At 66.5% G+C, this 14,565-nt stretch carries 11 protein-coding genes and 1 pseudogene; 4 read left to right on the plus strand and 8 right to left on the minus strand.

Translation table 11 applies throughout. The features are described 5' to 3' along the window. Positions 1 to 21: 21 nt before the first annotated feature. Positions 22 to 1,095, minus strand: a complete 1,074-nt coding sequence (locus ACQR0Z_RS31175; protein WP_434876839.1) for a Ppx/GppA phosphatase family protein — start codon at positions 1,093 to 1,095, stop codon at positions 22 to 24. A gap of 199 nt (positions 1,096 to 1,294) precedes the next feature. Between ACQR0Z_RS31175 and ACQR0Z_RS31180 the strand changes: the two genes are divergently transcribed. Beyond that, positions 1,295 to 3,670 (plus strand): xanthine dehydrogenase family protein molybdopterin-binding subunit, encoded by a 2,376-nt coding sequence (locus ACQR0Z_RS31180; RefSeq protein WP_434921186.1) that lies wholly within the window; start codon positions 1,295 to 1,297, stop codon positions 3,668 to 3,670. A gap of 491 nt (positions 3,671 to 4,161) precedes the next feature. Here ACQR0Z_RS31180 and ACQR0Z_RS31185 read toward each other — a convergent pair whose 3' ends face one another. Continuing rightward, entirely contained in the window at positions 4,162 to 4,962 is an 801-nt protein-coding gene (locus ACQR0Z_RS31185; RefSeq protein ID WP_434857499.1) for a hypothetical protein, read from the minus strand. Between the two features lie 123 nt (positions 4,963 to 5,085). On the opposite strand from ACQR0Z_RS31185, the gene ACQR0Z_RS31190 reads away from it, so the two are divergent. From ACQR0Z_RS31190 to ACQR0Z_RS31200, 3 genes are all read left to right on the plus strand, one after another. Then, positions 5,086 to 5,580 (plus strand): YaiI/YqxD family protein, encoded by a 495-nt coding sequence (locus ACQR0Z_RS31190; protein ID WP_434921187.1) that lies wholly within the window; start codon positions 5,086 to 5,088, stop codon positions 5,578 to 5,580. Positions 5,581 to 5,585: 5 nt separating this feature from the next. Further along, a complete protein-coding gene (locus ACQR0Z_RS31195; protein WP_434921188.1) occupies positions 5,586 to 7,397 on the plus strand; it encodes an ABC-F family ATP-binding cassette domain-containing protein in 1,812 nt (603 codons plus the stop codon). Between the two features lie 120 nt (positions 7,398 to 7,517). Then, positions 7,518 to 8,597, plus strand: coding sequence for a D-TA family PLP-dependent enzyme (locus ACQR0Z_RS31200; RefSeq protein ID WP_434921189.1), 1,080 nt, complete (start codon positions 7,518 to 7,520; stop codon positions 8,595 to 8,597). A gap of 136 nt (positions 8,598 to 8,733) precedes the next feature. On the opposite strand, the gene ACQR0Z_RS31205 is transcribed toward ACQR0Z_RS31200, so the two are convergent. The 6 genes and pseudogenes from ACQR0Z_RS31205 to mmsB form a co-directional block, all read right to left on the minus strand. Next, complete coding sequence (locus ACQR0Z_RS31205; protein ID WP_434921190.1) at positions 8,734 to 9,021, minus strand: hypothetical protein; 288 nt, start codon at positions 9,019 to 9,021, stop codon at positions 8,734 to 8,736. Continuing rightward, positions 9,018 to 10,259: an NAD(P)/FAD-dependent oxidoreductase gene (locus tag ACQR0Z_RS31210; protein WP_434921191.1), complete on the minus strand. Its 1,242-nt coding sequence runs from the start codon at positions 10,257 to 10,259 to the stop codon at positions 9,018 to 9,020. Before ACQR0Z_RS31210 ends, ACQR0Z_RS31205 begins: the two co-directional genes overlap by 4 nt. A 150-nt stretch (positions 10,260 to 10,409) precedes the next feature. Next, on the minus strand, positions 10,410 to 11,327 hold the full coding sequence (locus ACQR0Z_RS31215) for an SDR family NAD(P)-dependent oxidoreductase (protein WP_434921192.1): 918 nt from the start codon (positions 11,325 to 11,327) through the stop codon (positions 10,410 to 10,412). 129 nt (positions 11,328 to 11,456) lie between these two features. Continuing rightward, positions 11,457 to 11,933, minus strand: a complete 477-nt coding sequence (locus ACQR0Z_RS31220) for a MaoC family dehydratase (protein WP_434921193.1) — start codon at positions 11,931 to 11,933, stop codon at positions 11,457 to 11,459. Positions 11,934 to 11,940: 7 nt separating this feature from the next. After that, on the minus strand, positions 11,941 to 13,668 hold the full coding sequence (locus ACQR0Z_RS31225; protein WP_434921194.1) for an AMP-binding protein: 1,728 nt from the start codon (positions 13,666 to 13,668) through the stop codon (positions 11,941 to 11,943). Beyond that, positions 13,668 to 14,564, minus strand: a pseudogene (gene mmsB, locus ACQR0Z_RS31230) (3-hydroxyisobutyrate dehydrogenase); the annotation flags it as partial. The gene ACQR0Z_RS31225 and the pseudogene mmsB, both read right to left, overlap by 1 nt. Between the last annotated feature and the right edge of the window lies 1 nt (position 14,565).

Raw genomic sequence — 14,565 nt, forward strand, 5'->3', positions numbered from 1 at the left:
CTTCAGGGGAGGGTGAAGAACTCACGCCGTCCTGAGTGCACCGTCCTCGCGCATCATCTCGACCAGCATGCCCTCGCGTAGGCCGCGGTCGGCGACGCGCAGGCGCGGCAGCGGGAACGATTGCCGGATGGCATCCAGGATCGCGCAGCCGGCCAGCACGAGATCCGCGCGGTCGATGCTGATGCAGTTGTTCTCGGCGCGCTCCTGGTAGCTCATCGCCAGCAGCTTGCCGATCGTCGCCGTGATGTCGGCATCATTGATCCAGATGCCGTCGACCCGACGGCGATCGTAGCGCGCGAGATTGAGATGAATGCCCGCGAGCGTCGTCACCGTGCCGGAGGTGCCGAGCAGATGCATGCCGTCGAGATCGCCGCCATTCTCGGCTGCAAAAGGGCCGACATGCTCGGCCACGGCCTCGACCATGGCGGCATAGATCTCCGGCGTCACGTCGCGGCCGCCGAACCGCTCGGCCAGGGTGACCACGCCCAGCGGGATCGACATCCAGGCCTTGATCCGTGGTTCCGCATTCCGGTCCGCCGGATCACGCTCGATCCGCACCAGCTCGCTGGACCCCCCGCCGATGTCGAACAGGATCGCGCCGCGCCCGCCGGGGTCGAGCAGCGGCGCGCAGCCCTTAACCGCCAGCGCCGCCTCGGTCTCTCGGTCGATGACCTCGAGCTCGATGCCGGTTTCCGCTGCCACCCGGGTCCGGAACCCCTCGGCGTTGGCCGCCGCGCGGCAGGCCTCGGTCGCGATCAGGCGCAGCCGCCGCGCCTTCTTCGACTGGATCTTGTCCCGGCAGATGGAGAGCGCCGCGATGGCCCGGTCCATCGCCGCGTCGCTGATGCAGCCGGTGGTCGAGATGCCCTCGCCCAGCCGGACAATGCGCGAGAACGAGTCGACCACGCGAAAACTGTCGCCTGAGGGACAGGCGATCAGGAGCCGGCAATTGTTGGTTCCGAGATCCAGGGCCGCGTACACGCTGCTGCCGTTGCTGGCGCAGGCCGGTGTCGCGACGTCCAGACCCGGATGCAAGCCGGGCTCCAGGTTCCCGCGCGGCGTCGGACTCTCCCGCAGCCGCGTGTCATTGATCATTCAAATGTCTTTCCGCTGGCCGAGCCGGCCCAGATGGAAGTTCTCTTTGCCGAGACATTATCAGTGGAGTGCGCCGGCGCAACAGCCCCTCCGTCAGGCGTGATGCACCATTCCTAATCAACCGTTGTCCGGCCGCGGGCGCTGCACTATCTGGGAACAGCCCGTTTTGCGCTCCATCCAGCTCTCCGGATTCCCTTCCATGCAAGATCACACCGCCCCGGCCTCCCTCGAAAACGCGATTGCGCTGCAGAAATTCGGCGTCGGGCAGCCGGTCCGGCGCAAGGAGGACGACACGCTGGTGCGCGGGCACGGCAAATATACCGACGATTTCAACCTGCCCGGACAGGCGCATGCCTGGATCGTCCGCTCCAGCCACGCTCACGGGATCATCAAGGGCATCGACACCACGGCTGCCAAGGCCATGCCGGGCGTGCTCGGCGTGTGGACCGGCGCGGACCTGGCCGCGGCCAATTATGGCCCGTTCACCTGCGGATTGCCGCTGAAGGGCCGGGACGGCTCGCCACTGCTGCAGACCAACCGCCCGGCGCTCGTCACCGACAAGGTGCGCTTCGTCGGCGACCCCATCGCGTTCGTGGTCGCGGAGACCGCCGCACAGGCCCGCGACGCGGCCGAGGCGGTCGAGGTCGATATCGAGCCACTCCCCGCGGTCACCAATGCCGAGGAAGCCACCCGGCCCGGCGCGCCGCAGCTCTACGACCACATCCCGAACAATGTCGCGCTCGATTACCATTATGGCGACACCGCCAAGATCGACGAGGCGTTCGCCAAGGCAGCGCACATCACCAAGCTCGACATCGTCAACACCCGCGTCGCGGTGGTGTCGATGGAGCCGCGCGTGGCGCTCGCCGCGTTCGACGGCAAGAGCGAGCGCTTCACCCTGCAGGTGCCGACCCAGGGCGTGTCCGGCAACAAGGCGACGCTGGCCAAGATCCTCAACGTCGCGCCGGAGAAGGTCCGCATCCTGACAACGAACGTCGGCGGCTCCTTCGGGATGAAGAACGTCTCCTATCCCGAGTATGTCTGCATCCTGCACGCTGCCAGGGAGCTCGGGAAGCCGGTGAAGTGGCGCGACGAGCGGACCACCGCCTTCCTGTCCGACAGCCAGGGCCGCGACCAGATCATCCATGGCGAGCTCGCGCTCGACGCCGACGGCAAGTTCCTCGCCGTGAGACTCTCCGGCTACGGCAATCTCGGCGCCTACATCATGGGCGTCGCGCCGCTGCCGCTGTCGCTCAACACCGGCAAGAACCTCGCCAGCGTCTACAAGACGCCGCTGCTCGGCGTCGACATCAAGACGGTGCTGACCAACGTCACGCTCATGGGCGCCTATCGCGGCGCCGGCCGGCCCGAGGCCAACTACTTCATGGAGCGGCTGATCGACACGGCCGCGCGCGAGATGGGCATCGACCGCCTCACCATCCGCAAGCGCAACTTCATCAAGCCGAGCCAGATGCCGTTCCCGGCGGCGTCGGGCGTGACCTACGATTCCGGCGATTTCGCCGCCGTGTTCGAGAAGGCGCTCGAAGTCTCGGATTATGCGGGCTTCGCCAAGCGCAAGCGCGAGAGCCGCAAGGCCGGCAAGCTGCGCGGGATCGCCGTCGGCTCGTATCTCGAGGTCACCGCGCCGCCGTCGGGCGAGCTCAGCAAGATCACCTTCGATGCCGATGGCGGCGTGACGCTCACCACCGGCACGCTCGATTACGGCCAGGGCCATGCGACGCCGTTCTCCCAGGTGCTGTCGGAGCAGCTCGGCGTGCCGTTCGAGAAGATCCGGCTGGAGCAGAGCGACTCCGATCTCGTCCGCTTCGGCAACGGCACCGGCGGCTCGCGCTCGATCACCGCGACGGGACAGGCCATCGTCGAATCCTCGCAGCTCGTGATTGCCAAGGGCAAGCAGGCGGCCGCGCATCTGCTCGAGGCCTCCGAGGCCGACATCGAGTTCGCGGGCGGCCAATTCACCATCGCCGGCACCGACCGCAGCATCGACATCATGGAGCTGGCGCGGCGGATGCGCGAGGGCAAGATGCCCGACGGCGTGCCCGCCTCGCTCGACGTCGACCACAATTCGACGGCGACGGAGTCGACCTTCCCGAACGGCTGCCATGTCTGCGAGGTCGAGATCGAGCCGGACACCGGCGTGGCGCACATCGTCGGCTACACCGCGATCAACGACTTCGGCACGGTGATCAACCCGATGATCGTCGCCGGCCAGCTGCATGGCGGCGTCGCCCAGGGCATCGGCCAGGCGATGATGGAGCACCTGCGCTACGACGAGAGCGGCCAGCCGATCACGGGATCGCTGATGGACTACGCTTTGCCGCGCGCCTCCGACGTGCCGATGATGACGGTCGACAATCACCCGGTGCCGGCGAAGAGCAATCCGCTGGGCACCAAGGGCTGCGGCGAAGCCGGCTGCGCGGGGTCGATGGCATCAGTCATCAACGCAGTGATCGACGCGCTGTCGGACTACGGCGTGAAGCATTTGGACATGCCGCTGACGGCCGAAAAGATCTGGCGCGCGATCCAGGACGGCAAGGCGAAAACGGCGGCGTGAGCAAGGTTGCCGCTTCGATGGCGGCCTATACGGCCGCCATCGATCAACGTCCGACTAAGTTCGAGGCCCACTCTCTCCTCCGTCACGGCCGGGCTTGACCCGGCCATCCGCGAGCCGAGGGCGACGCACGACATGGATGCCCGGGCCTTCGCCGCGCAGGCTTGATAAACCCGGGCATCACGACTGATTGCCGGAAGACGGCGTCATTGCGAGCGTAGCGAAGCAATCCAGAGTCCCGCCCACCACCCTGGATTGCTTCGCTACGCTCGCAATGACGGAGTATGAGGCAAGCAGCCCGCCTCGACCTCTGCTGTCATCGTCTGCGAAAGCGGACGATCCAGTACGCCGAGACAGTCGTGATTGAACCGAGAGGCCGCGGCGTACTGGATGCCCCGCCGGAGCCTGTCCTCGGGCTCGCCGAAGGCGAGACCCGTGGGCGGCGGACATGACAGTTGTGGTTGGAGAAGCCGCCTGCCCATTCTCTCCATCCGCTACGCCGCCGCCTCCGCCCGCGGCTGATAGATCGCGACATGGTGGCAATGCGCCAGCGGCCGCGTGCCGTTCGCGACCACCAGCGCGTCGATCTCGACGAAGCGGTGGCCCTTCTTCTCGTAGTTGGCAACCACCCTTCCCCGCGCCGTGATCTCGTCAGTTTCGGCGATCACCGACAACAGCTGCATCCGGCTGCCGACGTGAATCCACGGGCCGAGCACGACATTGTCGACCAGCAGCCGGTTCATCACCCGCTGCAGCATGCCGGGATGGCCGAGCCGCTCGCTGGCATAGATCGGATCGCGCTCGCGGATTTCGTCGAGATACATCGTGGCCGCCGGTCCCGGCCAGGCGCGCGGCGCTGTTCCCAGCCAGCTGCCGACCGCGAAGGACTCCGCACTGACGGGAGGCCGCACGGCCGCTGGCGGAACGTCGCGATACTCAGCCAAGACGACCTGCGGCGCTGACGCGGGCAGCGACGCGGAACCGGTGGCGCAGAGCTGGCCCTGGCTCGTCACCTCGAGCGCGAGGCCATCGGCCACCCCGCTCGCCGTGACTTCGGCCATCTCGCCATCATAGACCGGCTTGACGAACCGCGCCTCGATCAGCCCCCGTTCCAGGAATTCCCGCCCCCAGCGCGCAACCGGCTGGTGCAGCATATAGGCCAGCACCTCGACACCCGGCACGAGACCGCCGGCGAAGCCGAAGCGGCGGGCCACGCTGTCGTCGTGCATCTTGTTTTCGGACTGCTTGGCCGTGTTGAACGCCTCGACCGCGTATGGCGCGATTTCGCCGGACATGCTTGCCTCCCTTTGACCCTTTTGGGCGATGGTAACGGCCCGAAAGCCCCTGGCAAGCTCAGCCTTTGGCTCGCAATTCCCGGCGCGATGGAGTACCAACCGGCCATCCCGAATGAAGGCCCGATGACGCTCCGAACCGCCCCGATCACCATCTATGTCGATGCCGACGCCTGCCCGGTGAAGGACGAGATCTATCGCGTCGCGATCCGGCACGGCCTGCCGGTGATCGTCGTCGCCGGCGGCTTCATCCGCGTGCCCGACGATCCCCTGATCACGCGCATCGCCGCCGGCAGCGGCATGGATGCCGCCGACGACTGGATCGCCGAGCGCACCACCGCCGACGACATCGTCATCACCGCGGACATTCCGCTGGCGAGCCGCTGCGTCAAGGCGGGCAGCGCCGTGATCGCACCGAACGGCAAGCCGTTCACCGAGGAGTCGATCGGCATGACCTTGGCGGTGCGCAATCTGATGACCGATCTGCGCTCGTCCGGCGAGGTCACCGGCGGCCCGCGCGCGTTCACGCCGCGCGACCGCTCGACCTTCCTCTCCACCCTCGACACCACGATCCGCCGCGTGCAGCGCCAACGCGCCGCGCGGGTCCAGCAACAGAGCTAAGCGACATGGCGCCGCCACTCATTCAACTCAAAGACATCCGCCTGACCTTCGGCGGCACCGCCCTGCTGCAGGGCGTTGAACTGTCGGTTTCGCCCGGCGAGCGCGTCTGCCTGATCGGCCGCAACGGCTCAGGAAAGTCGACGCTGCTGAAGATCGCCGCGGGTCTGGTCGATTGCGACAGCGGCACGCGCTTCGTGCAGCCCGGCGCCACCGTGCGCTATCTGCCGCAGGAACCGGATTTCTCGGGCCATGCGACGACGCTGTCCTATGTCGAAGCCGGGCTCGGGCCGGGTGACGATCACTATCAGGCGCGCTACCTCGTCGAGCAGCTCGGACTGACCGGCGAAGAGGATCCCGCGCATGTCTCCGGCGGCGAGGCCCGCCGCGCGGCGCTGGCGCGCGTGCTCGCGCCAAATCCCGACATCCTGCTCTTGGACGAGCCGACCAACCATCTCGATCTCACCACCATCGAGTGGCTGGAGAACGAGCTCGACGGCCGCCGCTGCGCGCTGGTGCTGATCAGCCACGACCGCCGCTTCCTCACCAATCTGTCGCGCGCCACCGCCTGGCTCGATCGCGGCCAGATCAAGCAGATCGATCGCGGCTTTGCCGCCTTCGAGGCGTGGCGCGACGAGGTGCTGGCGGAGGAAGAGCGCGAGCAGCACAAGCTCGACCGCAAGATCGTCAACGAGGAGCACTGGCTGCGCTACGGCGTCTCCGGCCGGCGCAAGCGCAACGTCAAGCGGCTCGCCAACCTCCACGCGCTGCGCCAGCAGCGCCGCGACTATCGCGGCACGGCGGGCAGTGCCAACCTCGCCGCCGCCGAGGCCGACAAATCCGGCAAGCTGGTGATCGAGGCGAAGGGCGCGACGAAGAGCTATGGCGATCGCAAGATCGTCGACAATTTCTCGATCCGCATCCAGCGCGGCGATCGCATCGGCATCGTCGGCCCCAACGGCGCCGGCAAGACCACGCTGGTCAATCTGCTCACCGGCGGCAGCGAGCCGGACAGCGGCAGCGTCCGGCTCGGCGTCAATCTGGAGATGGCGACGCTCGACCAGCACCGCGAAAGCCTAGATCCGCGCACGACGCTCGCCGAAGCGCTGACCGGTGGCCGCGGCGACCACGTCATGGTGGCCGGCAAGCCGAAGCACGTCGTCGGCTACATGGAGGACTTCCTGTTTTCGCGCGAGCAGATGCGCACGCCGCTCGAGGTGCTCTCCGGCGGCGAGCGCGGTCGTTTGATGCTGGCACGCGCGCTGGCAAAACCGTCGAACCTCTTGGTGCTGGACGAGCCAACCAACGATCTCGATCTGGAGACGCTGGACGTGCTCGAGGACATGCTCGGCGACTACGAGGGCACCGTCATCCTGATCAGCCACGACCGCGACTTCCTCGATCGCGTCGTCACCTCGGTGATCGTGCCCGAGGGCAACGGCAAGTGGCAGGAATATGCCGGCGGCTATAGCGACATGCTGGTCCAGCGCGGCGCGGACCTGAAGCGCGAGCATGCGAAGGCGGTTGAGGAGAAGAAAGAGACGAAGCCGGCCTCCGCCGCACCCACGAGCGCGCCAAAGCGCAAGCTCTCATTCAATGAGAAGCACGCGCTGGAGACCTTGCCGAAAACAATCGCCAAGTTGCAGGCCGAAATTGCCAAGCAGCAGGCCGTGCTCGCCGATCCCGCGCTGTACTCGAAAGACCGCAAGAAGTTCGACGCCGCCTCCCTCGCCATCGCCACCGCGCAAGCCGAGCTCACCGCCGCCGAAGACCGCTGGCTGGAGCTCGAAGTCCTGCGCGAGGAGATCGAGGGCGCGTAAGGTTCATCAAATGATCTCCGTCATTGCGAGCGAAGCGAAGCAATCCAGGGCTGCAGTCGGGACTCTGGATTGCTTCGTCGCTTCGCTCCTCGCAATGACGGCAACATGGAGCAAAATGACATGACCACCCCGCTCGCCGCCAAGATCGCCCGAGAGTACGGCACGCCCTGCGCCGTCATCGACATGGACAAGGTCGAGCGCAACATCGCGCGCATCCAGGCTCAATGCGACGCGGCTGGTGTCGCCAACCGGCCGCACATCAAGACGCACAAGAGCCCGGCGCTGGCGAAGCTGCAGATCGAGGCCGGCGCGCAAGGCATCACCTGCCAGAAGATCGGCGAGGCCGAGATCATGGCTGACGCCGGCATCAGCAACATCCTGATCAGCTACAATCTGATCGGCGAGGAGAAGATGGCGCGTCTCGCCGCGTTGCAGGCCAAGGCCGACATGACGGTGGCCGCCGACAACGCGACCGTGATCGCCGGCCTGCCGCAGGCCGCGAAGCAATCCGGCCGCACGCTCTCGGTCGTCGTCGAATGCGACACGGGTCGCAAGCGCGCCGGCGTCGAGACGCCGGCCGAGGCGATCCAGCTCGCGCGCCAGATCAAGGCGAGCGAAGGCCTGCGCTTCGCCGGCTTCATGCTGTATCCGACCGAGAGCGGCTGGGACGACGCGCAGCGCTTCTACGACGAGGCGCTGGCGGGTGTCCGTGCCGAAGGGCTGGAAGCCAGCATCGTCTCGACCGGCGGCTCGCCCAACCTCAAGAATCTCGGCAAGCTCAAGGGCGCCACCGAGCATCGTCCCGGGACCTACATCTACAACGACCGCATGCAGGTCGCCGCCGGCGTCGCGACCTGGGACGACTGCGCGCTGCACATCTACTCCACCGTCGTCAGCCGCGCCGCGCCCGAGCGTGGCATCCTCGATGCCGGCTCAAAGACGCTCACGACCGACACCGGCGGCCTCGACGGCCACGGCCTGATCCTGGAGCACCCGGAAGCCAAGATCGCCCGCTTCGCCGAGGAGCACGGCTTCCTCGATCTCTCCCGCAGCAACACCCGCCCCAATGTCGGCGACGTCGTCCGCATCGTCCCCAACCACGTCTGCGTCGTCGTCAACATGATGGACGAGGTCGTGATGGTGCGCGGCGAGGAGATTTTAGGCACGCTGCCGGTCGCGGCGCGGGGGAAGCTGCGGTAGGCGCGCAACTCTCTCAGCCCGTCATTGCGAGGAGCGAAGCGACGAAGCAATCCAGAGCCGCACGAGCCGCCCTGGATTGCTTCGCTTCGCTCGCAATGACGGCTGCATCGAAAGTTCGCTCCTTACAAAATCACGATCAGTCGAGAGAGACACGCCAATCGTCGAGCGAGTCGTAGAGCACGGTTGTCGGCCGCCGAGGGTCGGCTTCACGACCGCCAGACCACGTGAGGTGAACCACGGCTACCCGGCCGTCACGCAATGTGACGAGGACATCATCGCAATCGTCACGCTTTGCGATGATGTTGAGGGGCAGATTTGCCAATGCATGGTCGGGAGCAATTTCACGCGCGAGCTCGGTCTCCAGTGCCGTCCGCACATGATCTTCGGTGAGCACAAACCAGGGCTCAGGGAGGGGTATGATCATAACTGTCTATCTCCTCGTAGCCAACTCAGCGCCCCCTTCCCTGCCGCCACGCCGGTCGCGAACGACGCCTGCAGCAGATAGCCGCCGGTCGGCGCTTCCCAGTCCAGCATCTCGCCGGCGGCGAACACGCCCGGCAGTCGCCGCAGCATGTAGTCGGCATCGAGCTCGTCGCGCGCGATGCCGCCAGCGCTGGAGATGGCGCGGGCGAGGCCGGCCGTGCCCGTTGACTTGATCGGGACGGCGTTGATGAGCGCCGCGAGACGATCGGGCGGCAGCGAAGACAACGACTGCCCCAGCGTCTTTGCGACCTCCTGCAAGAGCCCGATCGCAACCGGAGAGAGTTGTAGCGCCTTGCGCAGGACGTTCGAGAACGACTGTTTTCCGCGCGGTGCCGATAACCGCCTGATCAGATCGGGCGTCTCGAGGTCAGGCCGCAACGCGACATGCAGGACCGCCTCGCCATTCAGCGCGATGGCCTCGCGCAATTCGGCCGACAGCGCATAGACCGCGCCGCCCTCGATGCCGTCCCGCGTGACGACCGCTTCACCGCGTACGCTGCGCCCGCCGAACGACAGCGCGATGCCCTTCAGCGGCTGGCCCTCGAAGCGGTCGCGGAACAGGTCCGACCAGCAGACGGTGAAGCCGCAATTTGCAGGCCGCAGCGGCGTGATCGCGATTCCCTTCGCGGCGAGGATCGGCACCCAGCCGCCATCGGAGCCGAGCCGCGGCCAGCTCGCGCCGCCGAGCGCGAGCACGGTGGCATCGGCTGCGATGGCGCGCGGGCCGTTTGGCGTGTCGAAGATGAGACGTCCCTGATCGTCCCAGCCGGTCCAGCGATAGCGCAGCTCGATGCGCACGCCCTGGGCATCGAGCCGGCGCAGCCAGGCGCGGAGCAGCGGCGAGGCTTTCATCGCGACCGGAAATACACGGCCCGAGGACCCGACGAAGGTCGGCTGGCCCAAAGCCTCGCACCAGTCGCGTAGTTGTTGCGGCGAAAACGCTTGAATGGCCGGCGCAAGCCACGGCGCGGCGTCGCGATAGCGCTGCAAGAATGCCGACAGCTCTTCGCTATGCGTGAGGTTGAGTCCGCCTCGCCCCGCCATCAGGAACTTGCGCGCCACCGATGGCATCGCATCGTAGACGGTGACGCTGACTCCGCCCTCAGCCAGCACCTCGGCGGCCATCAGCCCGGCCGGGCCGGCTCCGATGATAGCGATGTTTGGTCTTGTCGGGAACATCGCGCAAACGGGTTGGGTTGGACGGAGGGTCCGCAACAGAGGTCGTCATTCCGGGATGCGCCTCTTGGCGCAGGCCCGGAATCCATACTCCCGATCGTGGTTATGGATTCCGGGCTCGCGCTGACGCGCGCCCCGGAATGACAGTGAGAACTACAACTTGATCCCCAGCCGGGCCGCGGCCTGACCGACGTACTTCTGCGTCTGCTCGAACGCGCCCTGCAGCGCGCGCGCCTTCGACATGTCGCTGATTTCGGCAAAATGCGCGGCCACCGCGTCCGGCGTCCATTCTTCCGGCGGCAGATTGATGCCCTCGCTCTCCAGGATCTTGATCACCGCGAACGAGCCGGCGCCGGCGCCCATGATGGTGCGGGTCGGCGCGTCCTCGCTCAGCAGATACTCCACCGCCGGCGTGATCGATTCCGGCTTCATCAGCTGCAGCGCCTGCGGCGGCAGCAGCTCCTCGGTCATGCGGGTGGCCGCCGTCGGCGAGATGATGTTGACGCGGATGTTGGTCTTGCGGCCCTCCTCCGCCAGCACGTTCATCAGGCCGACCATCCCGGTTTTGGCCGCGCCGTAATTGGCCTGGCCGAAATTGCCGAACAGGCCGGAGGACGACGTCGTCAGGACGATGCGGCCGTAGTTACGCTCGCGCATCCCGTTCCAGACCGCCTTGCAGCAGTAGAAGCTGCCGACGAGATGCACGTCGAGAACCTTCGCGAAATCCGCCACCTCCATCTTGCCGAACGACTTGTCGCGCAAAATGCCGGCGTTGGCGCACATGATGTCGACGCTGCCCCATTCCTTGGTGGCGCGCTCGACCATCGCGGTGACCTGCTCGAAATTCGAGACGTCGGCGCCGTCCGCCATCGCGGTGCCGCCGGCCTTGCGGATCTCCTCGACCACGGTCTCGGCCGCGGTCATGGAGCCACCGGTGCCGTCGCGTGCGCCGCCGAAATCATTCACCACGACCTTGGCGCCGCGGCTCGCCAGCCCCAGCGCATGCGCGCGCCCGAGCCCATTGCCTGCGCCGGTGACGATGGCGACACGTCCGTCGAATCTGATTGCCATGATGCTGTGTCCTACGGTTTTTCAGTTCGTCATGCCCGGGCTTGACCCGGGCATCCATCCCTTCTTCGGAAGTAGATGGATCGCCGGGTCAAGCCCGGCGATGACGAGAATTGGTTATGACGACGAGAGTTAGCTCAGATAAATGAGACCGATCCAGTCGGCGACAAGCGCGGGCTTGTCCTCACCTTCGATCTCGACCGTGACGTTGGTGCGCGACTGCAATTCTTTCGGTTTGCGCAGAGTGGCTTCAGACAGCACGAAACGGCCGCGCACGCGTTTTCCGGATTTCACCGGCGAAATGAAGCGCAGCTTGTCGAAGCCGTAGTTCACGCCCATGGCCGTGCCCTCGATCGCCGGCATGACCTCGTAGGACATCACCGACAGCAGCGACATCGTCAGGAAGCCGTGTGCGATGGTGGTGCCAAACGGCGTCGCCTTCGCCGCTTCCGGATCGACATGGATGAACTGGTGATCCTCGATCACATCGGCATAGGTATCGATGCGCTGCTGATCGAGCACGTGCCACGACGACACGCCGATCTCCTGGCCGACCATGGCCTGATAGGCTTCAAGCGATATCGGCGGCTTCTTCCAGATCTTGTTCATGCGTTTCTTACACCTCGTGCCCGGACGGTCGCGTCTTCAGCTCCGGGAAATCCTCTTCCTTGAATTCCATGCCACGCAACTGATCGGTGCGGTTGTCCTCATGCTCCAGCCGGCGCAGCTGCACGCGGCGGATCTTTCCGGAGATCGTCTTCGGCAGCTCGCTGACCAGCTCGAGCCGGCGGATGCGCTTGAACGGCGCCAGCCGCGCCTGCAGATGCTCGAAGATCGACAGCGCGGTCGCGCGCGAGCGCTCCGCGCCTGATGTCAGCAGCACATAGGCCTTGGGGATCGCCAGCCGGATCGGATCCGGGCTCGGCACGACGGCCGCCTCGGCGACCGCCTCGTGCTCCAGCAGCACGCTCTCCAGCTCGAACGGCGAAATGCGGTAGTCGGAAGATTTGAACACGTCGTCGGAGCGGCCGACGAAGGTGAGATAACCCTCCTCGTCCTGAAACACGACGTCGCCGGTGCGATAGCGCGTGCCGTCCGCGCCTGTGAGCTTGCCGTCGTCGCCCTGATAGCCTTGCATCAGGCCGGCCGGACGCTCGCCCGTGAGCGCCAAGGTGATCTCGCCCTCGCTCGCCAGATTGCCGTCGATATCGGCGACCTCGACGCGATAGCCCGGCAGCGGCCGGCCCATCGAGCCGATCTTCAGCTTCTGACCCGGCGAATTGCCGCAGATCGCGGCGGTCTCGGTCTGGCCGTAGCCGTCTCGAATCGTGAGACCCCAAGCAGCGCGGACCTGGTCGATCACTTCCGGGTTGAGCGGCTCGCCGGCGCCGCAGGCTTCGCGCAAGGACACCTTGAAGTCGGCGAGATGCTCCTGGATGAACAGCCGCCACACCGTCGGCGGCGCGCACAGAGTGGTGACGCCGCAGCGTTTGATGATCGCGAGCAACCCCTTGGCATCGAAGCGCGGCTGGTTGACGACGAACACGGTGGCGCCGGCATTCCACGGCGAGAAGAAGCAGCTCCAAGCATGCTTGGCCCAGCCCGGCGAGGAGATGTTGAGATGCACGTCGCCGGGCTGCAGCCCGAGCCAGTACATCGTCGAGAGATGGCCGACCGGATAGCTGCGATGGCTGTGCCGCACCAGCTTCGGCTTGGCCGTGGTGCCGGACGTGAAATACAGCAGCATCGGATCATCAGGCTGCGTTGGACCATCCGGCGTGAACGCCTCGGCGGCGTCGGCGGCCTGCGCGAACGGCAGCCAGCCGGCCGATGTCGTCGTCCCCACGACGATCCGAACCAAATCATCCGCGCCGAGATCGGCGAACTTCGCGACCTGGTCCTGCGCGGCGACGACAGCCTTCGCGCGGCCGCGCTCCAGGCGATCGCGCAACTCATCGGTGGTCAGCAAGGTCGTCGCGGGAATCACGACGACGCCGAGCTTCATCGCCGCCAGCATCGTCTCCCATAGCGGCACGACGTTGCCGAGCAGCAGCAGCAGATGATCGCCGCGCTTCAGCCCCTGCGCGCGCAGGAAATTGGCGACCTGGTTGGAGCGCCGCGACAGTGCCGCAAAGGACAGTTTCGTCTGGCGATCCTGCGCGGCGTCGAAGATCCACAACGCGGTGCGCTCGCGGCTCTCCGGATCGGATGCGAGTTCGGCATCGAACCAGTCGAGCGCCCAGTTGAACGGGACGGGATCGGGCCAGCGAAAGCGTTTCACGGCGGCATCGTAGTCGGTGCGATGCGCCAGCAGAAACGCGCGTGCGTCCTTGAATGTCGTCATCAGGTGGTCCCGGCGAGCTTGCGGACGTGCTGAATGATGCCTGAGAAATCGACGCCGCCATGGCCGGCGGCCTCGAACGCCTTGTAGATCTCCTGCGCGTGCTGACCGAGCGGCGTCGCAGCACCGGCCGCCTTGGCCGCGTCCTGCGACAGCGTGAGATCCTTGAGCATCAGCGCGGTGGCAAAGCCCGGCTTGTAGTCGTTGTTGGCGGGCGAGGCCGGCACCGGGCCCGGCACCGGGCAATAGGACGTCAGCGACCAGCACTGCCCCGACGAGGTCGAGGCGACGTCGAACAGCGCCTGGTGTGACAGGCCGAGCTTTTCGCCCAGTGCAAACGCCTCGCCGACCGCGATCATCGAGATACCGAGGATCATGTTGTTGCAGATCTTGGCCGCCTGCCCCGCGCCGGCACCACCGCAATGGACGATCTTCTTGCCCATCTTTTCCAGGATCGGCTTGGCCGCGGCGAACGCCCCCTCCTCGCCGCCGCACATGAAGGTCAGCGTCGCCGCCTTGGCGCCGCCGGTGCCGCCGGACACGGGAGCATCGACGGACGCGATGCCATGCTTGGCGGCCAGTGCATGCGCAGCTCGCGCGCTCTCGACGTCGATGGTGGAGGAGTCGATGATGAGCGCGCCCTTGCTCATCGCGGGCACGACCTCGTTCCAGACGGCCAGCACATGCTTGCCGGCCGGCAGCATGGTGACGACGGCGTCAGCGCCCTTCACCGCCGCCACGGCGCTGTCCGCAATCGCGGCGCCATCCGCCTTGGCCTGCGCTCGCGAAGCCTCGACCAGGTCGAACGCCACCACCTTGTGGCCAGCCTTGACGAGGTTGGCGGCCATCGGGCCGCCCATGTTGCCGAGACCGATGAATGCGATCGTTGCCATGGTTCGT

This window comes from Bradyrhizobium sp. HKCCYLS3077, assembly GCF_051167555.1.
Classification (GTDB): domain Bacteria; phylum Pseudomonadota; class Alphaproteobacteria; order Rhizobiales; family Xanthobacteraceae; genus Bradyrhizobium.